Raw genomic sequence first — 17,381 nt, 5'->3', positions numbered from 1 at the left:
ACATGAAAATATTCGCATTTTTCACCCTGTTATTCACCTTACCATTGCAAATTTCATCGGTTTCGTATAATTATTCCTATTATAACGAAGTCATTCATTCCGCACCAGGCATGACGTTTGCTGCGTATTTCAATGCGCAAACTTTAGGGACAACCTTATCTACACCAGAAGATATGGTGGTTTTTGATGATCACATTTATATGCTGGATTCCACAGAAAATGCAATCGTGGTTGTGAATCCACAATTTGAACTCGTTGAAGTAGTTAAGGATTTTCCATTTACCCAAGCTTTTCTGGATAAACAAGAACCTGGTTTCGCAGAAGCGTCAACAACACTCAATGGGGCATTTGGATTAGAAGTGACCAATAACGCCATTTATGTGGCTGATACAGGTAATAAGCGCATTGTTAAACTCAATCGTGACTACGAAGTCATCGATGTGTTTGATACCATTGATGACCCAACGTTTGAAGAACTTAACTTTGAACCCATCAAGATTACTGTGGATGCGACAGAACGCATGTACGTAATCGCGAAAAATGTCTATGAAGGCATCATTGAACTTTCTTCTAATGGTGATTTTAATCGCTTTACAGGTGTCAATCCAATACAGATGACACCCTACGAAATATTTAGAAGAAACATGATGACAGAAGCACAGTTGGCACAGTTAAAGTTATTCTTACCAACCGAATACACCAATGTGGTGCTCAATCCAGAAAGTTTCATTTATGCGACATCGAAACCCAGCGAAAACAACGCTAAAAATACCATTCAATTGATCAATCCAAAAGGGATCGATGTCATTAAAAAACGTGGTTATTTCCCGCCAATGGGGGACATTCATTACCTAGAAGCAGGCAATAAATACGTTGTAACTGGACCATCATTACTTCAAGATATCGCCTATACTGAACATGGTATTTATACTGTATTAGATCAAAAACGCTCAAGACTTTTCACCTATGATAATGAGGGTAATTTACTCTATATCAATAGCGCTGAAGGTCAACAAAGCGATAAGTTCACAGAAGGTGTGGCTGTTGCCTATCTAAATGATGACATCATGGTGCTAGACCGTAAAACTAGAACAGTCATCGTTTATCGACTCACCGATTTTGGACGTTCAGTCAATCAAGCCGTATCCCTTCAAGATGAAGGTTTATTTGATGAAGCTGCACAAATTTGGCGTGAGGTCTTGGTATTAAACACCAACTATGAAGTGTCTTACAATGGCATTGGTAAATACTTGTTAAGACAAGGTGAATACAAAGAAGCCATGGCCTATTTCAAATTAGGACACGATGATTTCTATTATTCGAAAGCATTTAAAGGTTACCGTAATGAAATCCTAAGAGAAAACTTTGGTTGGATCATGGGCGGAACGGTTGCTTTAGCAGGTCTATTCGTCTACATCAAGATTCGTAAGACCATCAGAAGTGGAGGTCACGTTCTATATGAAGATTAATTTCAAACGCTTCAAGGAACAATTCCTCAGCTTTCCAAAATATGTATTATTTCATCCATTTGATGGGTATGAAGAATTCAAGCGCTATGAAAAAGGCAAAATGAGTGTTGCAATTACCTTTATCTTCTTGTTTGCATTCCTCCGCATTTTTACCTATCAATATGAAGGACCACTCATCAACAATCGTAATCCGATGTTGTTAAATTCCTTAGAAGAAATATTTGCTGTGGTCTTATTGGTTGGCATCTTTACCGCTGCCAATTGGTCAGTGACCACGTTGATGGAAGGTAAAGGCAAATATAAAGAAATCCTCATGGTAACAGGGTATTCCTTGTTTCCTATCCTCATCGTTGGATTTCCAGCCGTCATTATTTCAAACTTTTTAACCCTCGAAGAAATGGCATTCTATACCCTAGCAGTTTCGATTTCATATGTCGCTGCAGGTTGGATGTTATTCATGGGTATTTTAAACATTCATAATTATGGTCTCTTTAAAACCATCTTAGCATTTATCGCAACCTTCATCGCGATGGCGGTATTGATGTTTTTAGGGTTACTATTCTTTGATTTAATCCAACAGTTTATTTCGTTTGTGGCTTCCATCTACAATGAAATATCGTTGCGATATTAGGAGGCAATCACTATGAAATTAAAAATATGGATTGGCATCCTAGTCATCATCTTAGGCATCACAACCTATCAATTGGCATTTAAATTAAAGGCTGCAGACTTACAATTCCCTGAACTCATTCCATTTGATGAAACAGGATTTGTGGCAGGTAGTGAACTCAGTGATAACAACAAATTGGTAGTATCAAATACGAATTTTGAACTGTATTTGGACGAAACCAATACGTATTTCAAAGTGGTAGATAAACGCAATGGTGAAGTATGGCAATCGAACCCAACCATCCCAGACCCATGGGAAGCCGAATCTGGTAAAATTACCCCTACCGCGATTGAAAAACAAAAAGCAACCTTAGAAGTTCAATATGTGGATGCGAATGGATCATTAACGACCATCAACAACTATAAATTTTCCATCAGTCATCCAGAAAGCAGACTCTCTGCAGCTGGAGAACGCACCTATAAAATCAAGTATCTCAACGATGGTTTCCAAGTCTTGTATATGTTAGAAGACTTAGAAGTCGATTACCTATTCTTTCCTAAATTTTTACCAAAAGAAATCATGGAAACCTTAGAAGACCGAGCCATTTTAGAACAAATCGCCTATACCAAATTTGATGAAGTCACGGGTCTATACGAGATTGCTCGTTATGAAACCATGAGCCGTTTAGTCATCAACCGTTTATACGACATATTCTATGGTAAGTTGGGTTATACCCGTGAACAAGCCATTGAGGAAAACTTTGGTTATGGCTATACCGTGGATTATGAAAAAATCCGCTTTCAGATTGGTGTAGAAGTGAAACTCACAGATAAAGGTATTCAAACTGCCATCATGCGAAATACCTTACAAGAATTTGGTGGGTCTCGTATTTCAAGTATTTCCTTATACCCAATGTTCGGTACAGCCATCGCGGAAATCGCTGGCGTCCCAACCGAAGGTTACATCGTCTTACCGGATGGTGCAGGAGCCATCATGAACTTTAACAATGGTAAGTATTATCAAAACCCTTATCGCAAACGCCTTTATGGTCAAGATTTGGCTTTACTACCATTTAAGATGAGAGAACAACAACAAGACATCACCATCCCAGTCTTTGGTATGATCAAAGAAGTCGGTGGATTTGCAGGTATCATCACTGAAGGGGATGCTATGGCAACCATCAACGCCGATGTCTCTGGGCGTATTGACTCTTACAACAATGTATTCATATCATTTAACCTTAGAGAATCTGAAGCCATCACGTTAGGTACCCCATCGGTACCACACGGAATCACACTATGGACAAAACCGATTGTCAGAACCGATTTTGTGGTTCAGTACGAGTTTCTCACTGGCGCGAATAATAATTATGTGGGGGTAGCTGAGAGCTATCGAAATTACTTGATCGATACTTATGGATTAAGTTTAAATGATCAAACCACACAAACCGTCATCACCACAGAGTTTTTAGGTGCTTACGATAAAAAAGAATTCTTCTTAGGTATCCCGTATCATACCACACGCTCACTTACCACTTTCAAACAAGCACTGAAAATCATTGATGAGATGCAAGCGTTGAACATCGATGACATCAATGTGATTTATTCCGGTGTATTCAATGGTGGTCTTTCACAATCCATTGAAACCAAGATGGATGTCGAACGTGTTTTGGGCAATGAACAAGGGTTTAAGCGTATGGTGAATACGCTAGAAACCGATCATATTGACGTGTATGCATCGGTGAAATTGATGACGGTCAATGGGTATCGTCGTTTCTCTGACCAATACACCTACTCAGCAAAGAGAATCACAGGCAACAATGCGTATTTATACGAATATCATTACCCAACAGGATTACCTTATTCTGAAACGATGTATCCACATAGCGATGCGGATTACATCATTAACCCAGCGTATTATCAAGCGATTTACGATAAAATGGTCAAGGATTTCAAACATGACTATATCGATTTATCCATGTTAGGTCAATATTTAACCGGTTCTTATGACAAATCAAACATCCTATTTAAACAGGATGCCTTACGTTTACAACAAGCGATTTTAGCGGAATCCAACAAACAACTGATGTTACGTAACCCGATGGGTTTCGCGATACCTTATGCGAAATACATCACAGATTTGCCAACAGATACCACATTATACGCCATCATAGATGAACAAATTCCCCTCCTTCAATTGGCATTATCAGGCCTTGTAGATTATGCAGGGGATTCTATCAATATCATCTCAACCAGAAGCATTGAGTATAATTTCTTGAAAGCCATTGAAACTGGGTCGAATTTAAAGTATACCCTCACCTATGACGATTCGAGGGAATTACTCAACACCGAATACAATCAGTACAACTCGACCTACTACAAAAACTGGTTGGATTTGATGCAGACACAAAAAGTAGAACTCGATGCCATTGGTATCCACCAAGGCCGTTTGGTTCAACATGAAATTATTGCGAATAACGTGTATAAAGTTACGTATTCACATGGATTAGAAGTCGTGATTAACTACAACTTGACGCCTTATAATTACCTAGGACAAGTCGTCTTCGCCATGAATTATAAAGTGGTAGGGGGTAATTAAGATGCAACAAGTACAAAAAAATATCGGTGTAAACACGAAAAATATCAATAAGTATCAAAAACAAAAACAATTGTGGTCGTTTATATTCTTGTTGCCATGGTTGTTAGGGATTGTATTCTTATTTGGTATGCCGCTCATCCAATCCTTCATGTATTCATTCTTCAAGTTGACCCCACGTGTGGGTGAAATTGTGCTTGAATTTGTCGGGTTTGGTAATTACTTATTTGCGTGGAATACCCACGTAACTACGGTTAGTAGCTTTAAAGTTGAATTGATCAATACCGTCACGGACGTGGTCATCAACTTACCGGTGCTATTGATCTTCAGTCTATTCATCGCAGTCATGCTCAATGCGAAATTCCGCGGTAGAGCTGTGGTGCGAGCGATATTCTTTATCCCAGTGATTTTAAACTCAGCCGCGGTCGCGACAGCACTCGGTGGCGGAGATATCATCACACAAATCCTTGAACAACAAAACATTGGTCAGCTGTTTGATTTAGAGCATTTCTTGGTTCAAACCGGTTTAGATCAAATGATTGTTGGATTTATCAGTGGATTGATTGGTCGTATCTACGACATCTTGGCGTTGGCAGGGGTGCCAATCCTTCTGTTTTTAGCATCCATTCAATCTGTACCAAAACATTTGTATGAAGCAGCGAAAATCGAAGGCGCGACAGCCTATGAAATGTTCTGGTTGATCACGTTACCAAACGTGTCCCCTCACATCCTTACCGTTACAGTATATGCACTGGTCGATACGTTCTTGACTTCATCGGTTTCAGGCATTATTTCAGATGAACTCAATAGCCAACAATGGGGACTTTCCTCAGCGATGTCATGGATGTATGTGGGATCGATTTTGGTGATTCTACTCATCATCTTCTTATTAGCTAAAATCTTTGGTATTGGAGGTTCTCATTATGAAAACTAATCTCTTCCAAACCATTAAAGCATTCATCGAGAAGAAGAAAACAGACATTAAAAATACCTATTTCACACAAAAGTTGAATGCGAAAAGAAAAAGAGATTTCCAAGCATTCTTTGGGTCATTCTTCCGTTATGTATTTTTGATTGGGTTGTGCTTCGTTATTTTGTTCCCAACCATCCAACAAATCCTACAAGCCCTAAGAGCACCAGAAGATGTCAATAATCCAGCGGTTATTTGGATACCTGAGATTTGGTCATTAAAAAACCTAGAACTCGCGGTATTGGTGTTGGATTATAAGGATGCACTGATCAATACAGCGACCATCTCATTCATTTCAATGGTGTTACAGTTATTCTCTACCGCGTTGGCAGGGTATGCTTTTTCAAGACTTAAGAACAAAGTTACCAATACCCTATTCATTTTGGTCATCTTAACCATTGTCATCCCGCCACAAGCTTTATCATTATCACAATTTCTCTACTTTAGAGACCTTCAATTGATTGGGAAGCAAACCTCTATCTATTTGATGAACCTCTTTGGTATGGGGATTCGTTCTGGTATCTTCATTTTTATCTTTAGACAATTCTTTGCGGGATTGCCAAAGGAATTGGAAGAATCCGCACAGATTGATGGTGCTGGTGTCTTTAGAATATTCTTTAATGTTATGTTGCCAAACGCCAGAGGTGCGATGGTTACCGTTGGTCTATTCTCGTTTGTATGGGCGTGGAATGATGCCTATTATGTGAAAATCTTTGAAGTATCCACAGCAGATTTTCCAATCTTAACCATGCGTCTTCTCAATGCTGCAGAAAACATGTATGCACAATTGTTCTACACGGGTGGTCTGGATTTGGTTGGTCAAGATGTTTGGGAAAACCCACTCTTCTTAGCTCTCATCAGCAACGTTGCGGCGTTACTCATGATGTTACCACTGCTCATTATGTATTTATTTGTTCAAAAACAATTTGTTGAATCGATTGAAAGAACCGGTATTGTCGGTTAGGAGATTATATGTTCATTGAAAAACCCTTTTTCCAAAAAATTAATCAAATCAGTGACTGGATTTTGCGTTTGGTAATCATCAATACATTGGTGATCATCACCATATTACCTGTCATTACGCTCTTTTTAGGTTTATCCACAGGATATAACACTTTAAGAGACCTTTGGAAGAAACAGGAAAAAGGGTTGTTCAGAACATACTTTAATCATTTGAAACACCGTACTTTTTACAAGATTTTATTGGGGATTTTAATCGGTATGATTATCTCCATCGGGTATCTCAATATGACTTATTATGTTGATCTCATCGAGGATGCACCCAATCTTTTCTATCAAGCAGGCTACTACATCACGTTATTTTTTGTAGTGATGATGCTGGCTGTATCACTATATTTATTACCGATTGCCTATTTTAAACCAGACTTAGGTATGAAAGCTTCTATCAAATTATCATTTTATATTGCAGGAAAATATATCCTAAGAACCATGTTCATGTTATTGACACCCGCAGTATTGTTATTGTTATTACTCACCTCATTCACATCGATGATCTTCGTTTTATTTGGTGTGAGTGGCTGGTTAATGGTCATGGCGATCATCACTGATCGTGTGGTCGATGATGTGAAGGAGATGAAGTTCAATGATTAAATTGGGAATTGAACGTATTCATGAATATAAATCCTTGTTCGAAGGTAAACGCATAGGCTTAATTACCAACCCGACTGGTGTGGATGCTAACTTTAAATCGACCATTGAGATTCTCCATGAAATAGGCACTTTGGTTTCGTTATTTTCGCCCGAACACGGGGTTAGAGGTAATGTTCAAGCAGGGGTGAAATTAGACCCCTATGTCGACCCTGAAACCAACGCGATGGTGTATTCACTTTATGGTGAAACGAGAAAACCAACCGCTGAAATGATGGCGGACATCGATGTCTTGTGTTTTGACATCCAAGATGTCGGGGCACGCTTTTATACATTTATCTATACCATGGCTTTCGCATTGGAAGCCTGCAAACTTTATCAAAAGAAAATGGTCGTATTCGACCGTCCTAACCCGCTAGGTGGGGTAGCAGTCGAAGGCAACTTGTTGGATTTAAACTTTAGAAGTTTTGTAGGGTACTACTCGATACCTCAACGCTATGGTCTAACCATAGGTGAGTTGGCTAACTTCTTTAATGAAACCGAAGGTATTCACGCCGATTTGACCGTGATTCCAATGAGCGGATACCGTCGTTCGATGAATTTTAAAGATACCGGGTTACCGTTTGTGTTACCATCCCCCAATATCCCAACCATCGATACCATCTATGCTTATATGGCAACGTGTTATTTTGAAGGGACCAATCTCTCCGAAGGTAGAGGTACAACCAAACCGTTCCAAATATTCGGCGCACCTTGGTTCAACAGTAAATTGACCATTGAAGCATTAAAAGCTTATGATTTACCAGGGGTTCAATTCAGAAAACATTATTTTACCCCAGTCTTCTCCAAACACGCCAATGTGTTGTGTGAAGGCTTAGAAATGTTCGTTCAGGATGTACATGCATTCGAACCAGTTAAAACCGGGGTTATTTTGATTCATATAATTCGTCAACTACACCCTGAATTTCAATTCATTCAACCCCCTAAAACCAGTCAAAATTTGTTTTTTAACTTGTTGATGGGTACTGATATCATTGAAAAAAACCGCCTCAGTTTGGCAGATTTATTGACCAAAATGGAGGCAGATTCTAAACGATTTATGACTATGAAAGAAAGGTATCATCTCTATGACGTATGATATTAACAAATTGAGTTTGGAAGAGAAAATTGGCCAATTATTTATGTTTGGCATCCAAAAAGACCACCTCGATGAAGTCACTAAAGAGATGATCGTCAAATATAAGTTAGGTAATGTAATCTTGTTTGCGAGAAATTGTATCTCGCCAGAACAACTCTTCCAATTGAATCAATCGCTTCAATTGGAAGCGACAAAACATTTACGTGTCCCGATGTTCATTAGCATTGACCAAGAAGGTGGTATGGTCACACGCATATTCAATGGCGCAACCTTCTTCCCTGGGGCGATGACCATCGCCGCGACAGATGATGTTGAATATGCCTTAAAAAATGGTACGTATATGGCAGAAGAATTGGATGCATTAGGCATCAATATGAACCTTGCGCCAATCTTAGATGTCAACAACAACCCTAAAAATCCCGTCATTGGGGTACGTAGTTTCTCCGATGACCCACATAAAGTATCACAATTCTCAGAGGCTTTTTTCAAAGGACAACAAACCAAAATCCTTTCAACCGGGAAGCATTTTCCGGGTCATGGTGATACCCATTTGGATTCACACCTCGCTTTACCAAAAGTGGACTACGATTTGGATCGATTGGAAGCCATTGAATTGGTGCCATTTAGAAATGCCATTCAAAAAGGCATTCACGCCTTAATGACATCACACATCGACTTTCCTGTATTTAGTGAACAGGGATTACCGGCCACTTTATCTAAAAAGTGTTTAACGGAATTCTTGAGAAATGATTTGGGATTTGAAGGTCTCATCGTTACAGATGGCATGGAAATGAAGGCAGTTCAAGATGCTTACGGCACCGTAGAAGCGTCACTCATGGCAGTTCAAGCTGGCGCGAATCTGGTGTGCATTTGTCATTCCTATGAATACCAAATCCAAGCCTTTGAACGATTCAAACAAGCGGTTTTAACGAATGAATTACCCATGTCAGTATTAGATGAACGTGTATCTCGAGTGCTTAAATATAAAACCTTGATAAATACACACATCATCAATCAAACCTACCTAGGTATTGAGTCTGTGGTCGTCAACGAAATGCATAAAGCTTACGCCCTTGAAACCGTCAGAAGGGCAGCTACTTTGGTTAAAGGTGACATCTATCAACCTAAAGGTAAAACGCTCTTTATTGGGGTATCACCTCAAGTGACTTCTGGGGCCGATGATACCGAAGGGAATTACTTGATCACCAAACAAATCAAAGCGAGTTTACCAGATATCGGACGATACTTGATGCCTGTCAATCCAAGTGATGAAGTCATTCAAGATGTGGTTAAAAAAGCCAAAGGATATGATCAAATCGTCGTTACAACCTACAATGGCAACATCTATCAACAACAACTCGCATTAATTGATCAACTTCAAGCCCTATCAAAAGAAGTCTATGTGGTTTCCATGAGAAATCCTTATGACTTGCATTTTAATCCCAACATTAAAAATTATGTATGCTTGTATGAATATACACCCAACTCAATGACCATCCTCATTGAGTATCTAAAAGGTCAACTCACACTGAAAGGGAGGTTACCAATACATGGATAAATGGATCATCGGCATCGATGGTGGTGGCACCAAAACCCTCGCAGTATTGTATGACTTTGAAGGGCGAGAAATCGCTCGGGCTTTGGGTGGTTTTTCGAACTTTTCAATCGATGAAACAGAAGCATTGAAAAACATCGAACAAACCATTCAAACACTCGTTTCAAAAATCCCAGTAGTCGAATACGAATTATGGATTCAATTGGGTATCGCTGGTGCAACCAAAATGAAAGACAAAGGGGTCGAAGCGTCCCTTGAACAACGATTTCACGCAAAAGTCAGGTTAGATACCGACGCGATGATTGGTTTGTATTCGGTTGAAAAAGAACCCGATCAAGCGGTCATTATGGCGATTGGTGGTACAGGCAGTGCTGTGATTACCTTAAAAGAGGAAGCCATCAACACCATTGGGGGTTATGGACACCTCCTAGGGGATGAAGGTAGTGCCTATCACGTGGTCATCAGCGCATTTAAAAATCTCATCTATGAAAGTGAACACAACCTGGGATTTAGTCCTTTATCTAAGTTGTTGTTAAAAGAAATCAAAGGACAAAGCGAAGCGGACATCATCGCTTACATCTACAACAAAAACAAAAGTGAAATCGCTGGTTTATCGCCGAAAATGGGAGAACTCGCGAGAACAGGGGATGAACTCACCCTCTCTTTATATCAAAAAGAAGGGGAAATGTTAGGTGAACAGATTTATAACGCCTACAAGCGATTCATCCATCCACACCGTGTGAAGGTAGCGCCAAGAGGATCATTTGTCCTTCAAGCACCAGCCGTCAAAACATCCATGATCGCGTATCTCAAAGACAGAATGCCGTCTTTTGACATCGAAGAAGTCCCAGTTGAACCTGTCAAAGGGGCTTACCATCTCGCGATAAAACACTTTACAAAGGGGTAAAAACTATGGTAGACATTGGAAAAATTAGTACTGAAAAACGTAATGAAAACACTCGAAACATCGATTTGGTATCCACTCAAGAAATCTTGACGATGATTAACAATGAAGACAAATTGGTGCCTATCGCCGTTGAAAAAGCGCTAGGACAAATATCCAACGTGGTCGATGTCGTCACACAAGCTTTCCAAAAAGGTGGACGCCTCATCTATGTCGGTGCCGGCACATCGGGCCGCTTAGGTGTCCTAGATGCCTCAGAATGTCCACCAACCTTTGGTGTGTCTAAAGATATGGTTATCGGCATCATCGCTGGTGGAAACAAAGCTTTGAGGTTCCCAATTGAAAAAGTCGAAGATTCCAAAAAAGCAGCGATTAAAGACTTAAAACGTAAGAAGCTTAAAGCCAACGATGTGGTCATTGGTGTCACCGCGAGTGGCAGAACCCCATACGCTGTAGGGGCAGTGGAATATGCCAACGAACTCGGTTGTCAAACCGCTTGTATCACCACATCCTCCAATTCAGTGATCGCAGCGACAGCCAAGCATCCGATTGAAGCCATCACTGGGGCAGAACCATTGACGGGTTCAACAAGAATGAAATCAGGCACAGCTCAAAAACTCATCATGAATATGATTACAACAGCTTCCATGGTTAAAATCGGTAAGGTGTATGAAAACCTCATGGTTGACGTGCAAATGTCCAATGATAAATTGGTATCACGTGCCACATCCATTGTTATGGATGTCACTGGATGCAATAAGGATACAGCAGTTGCTCATTTAATGAAATACGATTCCGTGAAGTTCGCGATATTTTCAATCATGTCAAAAATCGAAGATAAAGACAAGATTAAAGAGATTTTAATGGATCACAACGGAAACATCCGTGAATCACTGAAACGACTCTAAAAACAAAGGAACTCTAGCGATAGAGTTCCTTTTTCATGAGATAAAATGTGTGTGTGATTTGGCAGCCAGCGGCCATGTAAATATGCTTCGCAGGGTTGTTTTGACCCGTGAATAAAGTCACGTAAGTAGCCCCCATATCTTTAAATGTTTGAAGCAATTTAAAGAAGAGTAATTTGCCTGCCCCATACCCTTGTAAAGCATCTAGTATCTCGATGCCGCCGAATACACCACGGCCATCAGTATCGACACTGATTGGACCAGTAAATCCCATGATTGAGCCATTATACATCACAAATAAAATGGGTTTAGAGGCAGCAATCCCATGTCTGATGACATCTACAAAAGCAGGATTAGGTAACAATTGAAGAAAATCATCCACCGATTTTGTACACTCGTTTAACACCACAAATTCAATCCCCAACTGTTTTAAATGAATGGTTTTTTCTGCCAAATAATCGTTTTTTTGAAACGAAGTTAAATCGACTTCATAGGTATCCATTGTGGCGTAAATTTGATAACCAGAACTTAACAATAAGGACTCAATAGGAGAATCCTTTAACACCCCTTGAGCATTGAAATGAATGTGGGGGGGATTTGTATAGAAAGGCACCTTGATTGGGTTATTATATGACCACCATAATGTCTTGATTGAAGTGGTTCTCAATTGATATTCTAAGTCATTCAACAAAGCGTATTGAGCTGCCTTTGTACCGAGTAAATAAGCGATATAGCATGCGTTGTCTTTAAAACTCCCCATCAACAAACCTTGAATTTGGTCATCCGTAACATGAATCATGACATAGTGTGTTTGGGATAAATATTTGAACTGTTCGAAGGTCATCGGCAGGTAGAACTGACTTTCGAGGATTGCTTGATTGAAATAAGCATACGTCTTTTCGTTGATGATTTCATGATGGGTTGTCAACATTGAATATCACACCTCTCTTTGGCAATAGTTTTCGCACCTTAAAAAAATGACCATTTTTATTATGTTATAATAAAGACATACTATGGATTAAAACCGAGGAAAATACCATGAAAAAAACCATTCCAACCATCTTCATAAGCATTTTTATGTTCATGTTGATGGCTTGTCAAAAACCGACATTACAACCAGTTGAGGTGACTTTAGACCTCAATGGGGGCCATATGGATGCGTCTTATTTGTCCACCATTGAACCCAATAGCGCTTTAACCATCACGAGTAAAAATGATACCAGTGGTAGTTCACTATCACTCATGGATCATACACAAACCAAACTCAGATGGTTTTACAAACTGTTCATCGCCTATAACCAGGCAGTTGGTCTCTATGAAGTGGTCTATGTCGATCCGATGACCGCTGCCGTAGAAAACTTAACCTTACCTGAGTATGATTATATCATTGGCGCACACCAACAATTACCAGATACTGAAAGTTTAAACCAAATCATCGAGTATACCAATGAACCCAATCAAAAAATGTTTGTGCAATTCGAAACGGATGTGATTGCTTATACAGAAGGTGAACTCAAGGTCTCTTTTTATGGGGAAGCAGAACTATATCAAAATCCACAATTAACCTTATTAGAGCCCACCAGATTACCAACACCCGTCAAAGAAGGGTTTCGCTTCTTGGGTTGGGAATACCAAGGGCAAACCGTATTGAGTTACCCTGGTTATATGACCAATGATCACATCCAATCGATGACTTATGTTGCGAAATGGGGGTCAAAAACCGTGAATGAATTACAAACTTATCTAGAAGATCTTTTGCCAGATTTGACAGAGGAAAGTGTGGGTTTGCCACTGGTCTTTAGCGGCTACTTTATGGAATGGACTTCAAGCCATCCTGAAGTCATTTCGAATAGCGGTTTATACAAAAGACCCTATCAAACCACAACAGTCACACTCATAGCCAACATCACAGGTGAAATCACGGATACCCTATCTTTTGACATCGTTGTTCCAGGGTACAAATCCTTAGAAGGTCCCATCGCCTCCAGTTACATTTATCGTGGATATAACACGGTCAATGATGATTTCTTTGAGACATTAGACATCATCAATACAGCATTTATTACAGCCGACGCCACTGGTGCATTGTACGGCGAAACCTATTTAAGCAACATCCAAACCTACATCATGCCGAAAGCCAAAGTCTATGGCAATTGGGTCATCATGTCGGTGGCACCTGAATCTTCTTGGAGCACCATCGCTGCGAGTCAAAACTTGGTAAATACCTTCGCGGATAATATTGTTTCGATGATCAATCAATATGGATTTGATGGTGTCGATATCGACTGGGAGACCCCAACCGATTCAGAAAAAACCAGATACACGGCTTTGATGAAAGTAGTCTATGAAAAGGTGAAAGCCAATAATCCGAACCACTTGGTGACCACCGCGATTACCGGTGGTATCTGGCAACCACCAAGATATGATTTAAATAATTCCAAAGTCTATTTAGATTATATAAACCTGATGACTTACGGCATGAGTAACGCCAATGGTCAATATCAAAATGCCCTTTATCGCGCAACCACTTATCACAATACTACTTTATTGGTAGGTCGTTCTTTATCGACTGCGTCCATCGATGAAACCGTCAAAAACTTTAAATCTACTTATGGTATTTCATACGATAAAATCATCGTCGGTGTCGCATTCTATGGCATCAAACAAACGAGAACCTACAACGCAAGTACTCAAACATTTGGGTCATGGATCAATGCGGGGTCTGTCTATTACAATAATATTCTACTGAACTATTTGAATAATGACGATTATATCAAAGCTTACGATACCCGTGCTGGTGTGCCTTATATTTTAAAGACAGATGGTACGGAATTCATTTCTTATGACAACCCAAGATCCATTCAAGAGAAGAGTGATTATGTCATTGAACAAGGCTTGGGAGGCATCATGTTTTGGGAATATGGTACCGATACATCAGGCCAATTGTTGATTGCTTTAAAAGATGGGTTAAATAAGTAAGCATTTCTTGATACAATGGTATTAAGGGGTGATGATATGCGAGTAGCACTCATAGCACACGATAAGAAAAAACCAGAAATCATCGATTTAGCCAAGAAGTATCGAGACATTTTAGCCAAACATACCTTGTACGCGACAGGTACCACAGGGACCCTCATCATTGGTGAAACTGGATTGTCCATCATTCGGATGAAATCAGGTCCGCTCGGTGGTGACCAACAAATAGGTTCTATGGTTGCAGACAACCAGCTGGATTTGGTCATCTTTTTAAGAGACCCGCTCACAGCCCAACCGCATGAACCGGATGTTTCCGCGTTATTAAGGCTGTGTGATGTCTTTTCAATCCCGCTCGCAACCAATAAGACTTCGGCTGAAATCATGTTAAAAGCCTTGGATGCCAATCAAATATCGAATAAGTATTTATCGAGTAAATAGCCATGATTATTGACCTTACTAAAACCATTGAAGATGGGATGACTGTCTATCCAGGTGACCCGAAAGTCTCATTAACAACCATCGCTGAGGTTGAAAAAGATGGCTATGAAAACCATCTATTAATGACCTCAATGCATAGTGGTACGCATATCGATGGACCCAAACACTTTATTTCAAATCAACCATACATAGACGCGTTCCCACTGGATACATTCATTGGAAAAGCACGACTGATTGACGATGGTCAGCCCTACAATGATGCAGGTGAATCGATTCTCTTTATACGTTCTAATGGTTATTTAACCGAAACGTTTGTACAATCCTTATTGAAACATCCCATTCGTGTAATCGTGCTTGAAGGCACATCACCAGATGAATCGCCTTACCCGATCCACCAATTATTATTAGGTGCGGGTGTATTCATCGTTGAGAACGCGACCAATTTTGATCAATTACCTTCCAATCAAACCTTTAAAGCGTATATTATCCCACTCAAAATCCACGCGGATAGTAGCCCGTGTCGTGTATTTGTTGAAATATAAAAAAGTAAAAATCATCTGATCACCTGTACGTATTATGTAGAGGTGATTTTTTTTGAAAAAAATATGGATTTTAAGTTGTTTATTCATGGTGTTTTTCTCTGGCTTATCCATTCAAGCTGCGGATTACGCCACCAATGCGTTGAGGTTTCCTTATGGGAAAAACTATTTAGACTTAAGAAACATCCAACGGACAGAACCTAGAGATATCGATATGTTCACGCACATCAAAATTAAAAAGAATGTGTCCTACACGTTGGTGATGGATTTAGATTACATTGGGGTGGATAATTTCTCACAAGATGAATATCCATTTTTAACCCATTGTGAAAAGGAAAACGTGAACTGTCAAACCAAAGATATCAGTGTGGATTTGACCAATGAACGCTGGTATTACACGTTCATTAGTACGGTAGAAACGCTATTGTTTAGAAACATTCCTGCCATGGCTACCACAGGGTATAACATCATGTTGTACGAAGGAACTTACGCTCAATTTACGGGTTTTGAGTATTACATTTCAAACGCACCCATTTATTATCATGGTGTTTATTTAGTCGATATCGATCATCCTGTACCCGAAGCGACCATCAGACAAAGTTTATCCATCAGTGATCCAAAAGGTGGGTCATTAAAAATGGATTTTTTGGGCGGCGATTATGACGATTCCAATCCGGAATTGGGTGAGTTTTTTCTACAGTATCGTGCATCAGATCAAATGACCAATACCAGTTATTTTGAAATGATGGTCAAAGTCATCGATAGAACCAAACCCATCATGACGGGTTTAGATACCTACACGATTGAACACGGCACTCCACTTGTGATGGCCGACATGTTGTCACAAATCACTGTTTCCGATAACGTGACTGCACTGACCAATGAAGATATCGATGTGGTCAGTGATGAGTACACACCGAATATGAACCAAGCAGGCACTTATAACATTGTCTTAAGTGTGATGGACGGATCCTTTAATGAAACAACCAAGACGATTCAAGTTCGCGTGGTGGATACGAAACCACCGGTGATTACAGGACCCGATGTCATTTATACATATTTAAGTGATGGTGCAAGAACACTCGAACAGATTACCAGTTTGTATCGCGCAATGGATGCTCATGATGGTGATATCACATACAAGCTCAACATTTTCTTGGCTGATTATGATGGCACATTGATTAAAAATCATACCATTTATGTGCGCTGTAAAGATGCTGCTGGAAATGAAACTTTAAGAACAGTGCATTTGCATGTCATCGATGATACCGCACCTGTTTTCGACACCGCAGATTATGTATTGGATATCGATACCTACGAATCGATGACAAGAGAAGAAGTCATCGAATGGTTAACCAATCAAATGGCCCAAACTGGGGCATCTCCAAGAAATCTTCAAATCTTGTTGGATGAAACGGAACACCTCCAAAGCAAAAGAGAAAAAGCCTATATTTATTATAGTTATGAAATCGATGGTATCACGTATCAAAGTAGACTCGCAGTTGACTATGTCAGTGAATCAGAACCCATACCATGGATTTATGTGTCATTTGGGGTCATTGGAATCGCAGGGGTTGGTTTTATTATGTATCGAAGACTGAAAAAAGCATAAACGTCATTAGACTCATTCATTTGAATGGGTCTTTTCACATCATTAGACCCTAAAATCATTTC

At 39.8% G+C, this 17,381-nt stretch carries 15 protein-coding genes; 14 read left to right on the top strand and 1 reads right to left on the bottom strand.

Features of this window, described 5'->3' with window-relative positions:
• Positions 1-2 precede the first annotated feature (2 nt).
• From N7548_RS06625 to murQ, 10 genes are read left to right on the top strand one after another with little or no spacing between them, the layout of a single operon-like run.
• A complete protein-coding gene (locus N7548_RS06625) occupies positions 3-1,469 on the top strand; it encodes a hypothetical protein (RefSeq protein WP_263608685.1) in 1,467 nt (488 codons plus the stop codon).
• Positions 1,459-2,100 carry a Yip1 family protein gene (locus tag N7548_RS06620; protein ID WP_263608684.1) on the top strand — a complete coding sequence of 214 codons (642 nt, stop codon included), beginning with the start codon at positions 1,459-1,461 and terminating at the stop codon, positions 2,098-2,100. The genes N7548_RS06625 and N7548_RS06620 overlap by 11 nt, the downstream gene beginning before the upstream one ends.
• 12 nt (positions 2,101-2,112) lie before the next feature.
• Complete coding sequence (locus N7548_RS06615; protein WP_263608683.1) at positions 2,113-4,677, top strand: DUF5696 domain-containing protein; 2,565 nt, start codon at positions 2,113-2,115, stop codon at positions 4,675-4,677.
• A gap of 1 nt (position 4,678) precedes the next feature.
• Positions 4,679-5,608, top strand: a complete 930-nt coding sequence (locus tag N7548_RS06610) for a carbohydrate ABC transporter permease (protein WP_263608682.1) — start codon at positions 4,679-4,681, stop codon at positions 5,606-5,608.
• Positions 5,598-6,608, top strand: coding sequence for a carbohydrate ABC transporter permease (locus N7548_RS06605; protein ID WP_263608681.1), 1,011 nt, complete (start codon positions 5,598-5,600; stop codon positions 6,606-6,608). The genes N7548_RS06610 and N7548_RS06605 overlap by 11 nt, the downstream gene beginning before the upstream one ends.
• Positions 6,609-6,616: 8 nt before the next feature.
• The gene (locus tag N7548_RS06600) at positions 6,617-7,255 is read left to right on the top strand and encodes a hypothetical protein (RefSeq protein ID WP_263608680.1); all 639 of its coding nucleotides are present in this window, start codon (positions 6,617-6,619) and stop codon (positions 7,253-7,255) included.
• Entirely contained in the window at positions 7,248-8,390 is a 1,143-nt protein-coding gene (locus tag N7548_RS06595) for an exo-beta-N-acetylmuramidase NamZ family protein (RefSeq protein ID WP_263608679.1), read from the top strand. The genes N7548_RS06600 and N7548_RS06595 overlap by 8 nt, the downstream gene beginning before the upstream one ends.
• A complete protein-coding gene (gene nagZ, locus N7548_RS06590) occupies positions 8,380-9,948 on the top strand; it encodes a beta-N-acetylhexosaminidase (protein WP_263608678.1) in 1,569 nt (522 codons plus the stop codon). Before N7548_RS06595 ends, nagZ begins: the two co-directional genes overlap by 11 nt.
• Positions 9,941-10,852, top strand: a complete 912-nt coding sequence (locus N7548_RS06585) for a BadF/BadG/BcrA/BcrD ATPase family protein (protein ID WP_263608677.1) — start codon at positions 9,941-9,943, stop codon at positions 10,850-10,852. Before nagZ ends, N7548_RS06585 begins: the two co-directional genes overlap by 8 nt.
• 5 nt (positions 10,853-10,857) lie before the next feature.
• Positions 10,858-11,757, top strand: coding sequence for an N-acetylmuramic acid 6-phosphate etherase (murQ, locus tag N7548_RS06580; RefSeq protein ID WP_263608676.1), 900 nt, complete (start codon positions 10,858-10,860; stop codon positions 11,755-11,757).
• A 13-nt stretch (positions 11,758-11,770) separates the two neighbouring features.
• On the opposite strand, the gene N7548_RS06575 is transcribed toward murQ, so the two are convergent.
• The gene (locus N7548_RS06575; protein ID WP_263608675.1) at positions 11,771-12,685 is read right to left on the bottom strand and encodes a GNAT family N-acetyltransferase; all 915 of its coding nucleotides are present in this window, start codon (positions 12,683-12,685) and stop codon (positions 11,771-11,773) included.
• Positions 12,686-12,792: 107 nt separating this feature from the next.
• Between N7548_RS06575 and N7548_RS06570 the strand changes: the two genes are divergently transcribed.
• From N7548_RS06570 to N7548_RS06555, 4 genes are read left to right on the top strand one after another with little or no spacing between them, the layout of a single operon-like run.
• Positions 12,793-14,733, top strand: a complete 1,941-nt coding sequence (locus N7548_RS06570; protein WP_263608674.1) for a glycosyl hydrolase family 18 protein — start codon at positions 12,793-12,795, stop codon at positions 14,731-14,733.
• A gap of 36 nt (positions 14,734-14,769) precedes the next feature.
• Complete coding sequence (gene mgsA / locus N7548_RS06565; RefSeq protein WP_263608673.1) at positions 14,770-15,168, top strand: methylglyoxal synthase; 399 nt, start codon at positions 14,770-14,772, stop codon at positions 15,166-15,168.
• 2 nt (positions 15,169-15,170) lie between these two features.
• Entirely contained in the window at positions 15,171-15,710 is a 540-nt protein-coding gene (locus N7548_RS06560) for a cyclase family protein (RefSeq protein ID WP_263608672.1), read from the top strand.
• Positions 15,711-15,762: 52 nt separating this feature from the next.
• A complete protein-coding gene (locus N7548_RS06555; protein ID WP_263608671.1) occupies positions 15,763-17,319 on the top strand; it encodes a hypothetical protein in 1,557 nt (518 codons plus the stop codon).
• Positions 17,320-17,381: the final 62 nt, after the last annotated feature.

The sequence above is a fragment of the Paracholeplasma manati genome (assembly GCF_025742995.1).
Lineage (GTDB): Bacteria > Bacillota_I > Bacilli_A > Acholeplasmatales > UBA5453 > Paracholeplasma > Paracholeplasma manati.
This window is presented reverse-complemented; position numbering and strand designations above follow the sequence as displayed.

Coding starts and splice junctions, on each gene's coding strand:
- N7548_RS06560 (WP_263608672.1), top strand. CDS start 15,171: ATGATTATTGACCTTACTAAAACCATTGAAGATGGGATGACTGTCTAT.
- N7548_RS06585 (WP_263608677.1), top strand. CDS start 9,941: ATGGATAAATGGATCATCGGCATCGATGGTGGTGGCACCAAAACCCTC.
- N7548_RS06615 (WP_263608683.1), top strand. CDS start 2,113: ATGAAATTAAAAATATGGATTGGCATCCTAGTCATCATCTTAGGCATC.
- N7548_RS06610 (WP_263608682.1), top strand. CDS start 4,679: ATGCAACAAGTACAAAAAAATATCGGTGTAAACACGAAAAATATCAAT.
- murQ (WP_263608676.1), top strand. CDS start 10,858: ATGGTAGACATTGGAAAAATTAGTACTGAAAAACGTAATGAAAACACT.
- N7548_RS06605 (WP_263608681.1), top strand. CDS start 5,598: ATGAAAACTAATCTCTTCCAAACCATTAAAGCATTCATCGAGAAGAAG.
- N7548_RS06595 (WP_263608679.1), top strand. CDS start 7,248: ATGATTAAATTGGGAATTGAACGTATTCATGAATATAAATCCTTGTTC.
- N7548_RS06575 (WP_263608675.1), bottom strand. CDS start 12,685: ATGTTGACAACCCATCATGAAATCATCAACGAAAAGACGTATGCTTAT.
- N7548_RS06570 (WP_263608674.1), top strand. CDS start 12,793: ATGAAAAAAACCATTCCAACCATCTTCATAAGCATTTTTATGTTCATG.
- N7548_RS06620 (WP_263608684.1), top strand. CDS start 1,459: ATGAAGATTAATTTCAAACGCTTCAAGGAACAATTCCTCAGCTTTCCA.
- N7548_RS06625 (WP_263608685.1), top strand. CDS start 3: ATGAAAATATTCGCATTTTTCACCCTGTTATTCACCTTACCATTGCAA.
- N7548_RS06600 (WP_263608680.1), top strand. CDS start 6,617: ATGTTCATTGAAAAACCCTTTTTCCAAAAAATTAATCAAATCAGTGAC.
- nagZ (WP_263608678.1), top strand. CDS start 8,380: ATGACGTATGATATTAACAAATTGAGTTTGGAAGAGAAAATTGGCCAA.
- mgsA (WP_263608673.1), top strand. CDS start 14,770: ATGCGAGTAGCACTCATAGCACACGATAAGAAAAAACCAGAAATCATC.